The sequence below is a fragment of the Virgibacillus oceani genome, from assembly GCF_041521345.1.
Classification (GTDB): domain Bacteria; phylum Bacillota; class Bacilli; order Bacillales; family Amphibacillaceae; genus Virgibacillus_N; species Virgibacillus_N oceani_A.
The window spans coordinates 1-471 of sequence record NZ_JBGOHB010000080.1; the positions used below are offsets into that span (position 1 = coordinate 1).

The 471-nt window shown below is 67.1% G+C and carries 1 protein-coding gene; it reads left to right on the plus strand.

Annotation, left to right across the window (positions count from 1 at the left end; translation table 11 throughout):
* The coding region (locus tag ACDX78_RS23250; RefSeq protein WP_486031227.1) for a YaaC family protein at positions 1-471 on the plus strand (471 nt) is incomplete at both ends.

Here is a 471-nt window from a genome sequence, read left to right on the forward strand (position 1 = left end):
ATCCGGACCGCTTGAGGAGCCTGTCTCAATCGGCGAACTCTGGAGCTCGCTACCTGGCGTCTGCGACCTACTCGAAGGGGAGCAATGGCCTCAACCGCTCGTCGTCAATCCCGACGACACCGACATGGCTAGCAACCTCTTCGACTTCACGCATCTACGCGCAGACGTCGGGGGAGTCCGGGGCGAGGCCGCGGAATCGGTGACGACGGAGCTGTCGCGGTATGTCGGTGCGGCGGGCGCGACGATCCTCTGGTCTTCACGCTCGCGCGCGACTGTCGCATGGCCGAACGAGTCGGCCGATGTCCCTGGATGGCGGGCGACGCTGGAGCGCGTGGCGCCGACCGACCCGCTTACCGGCCAACGCTGGATGCGGCCGAGGGTCGGGGGCTCGACTCTGAGCCCACTAATGACCTGGTGGGCGCTGCTGTTCGGGCTCTCCATGCTGGCGCGCTATGAGCCCGGTGTCTGGGT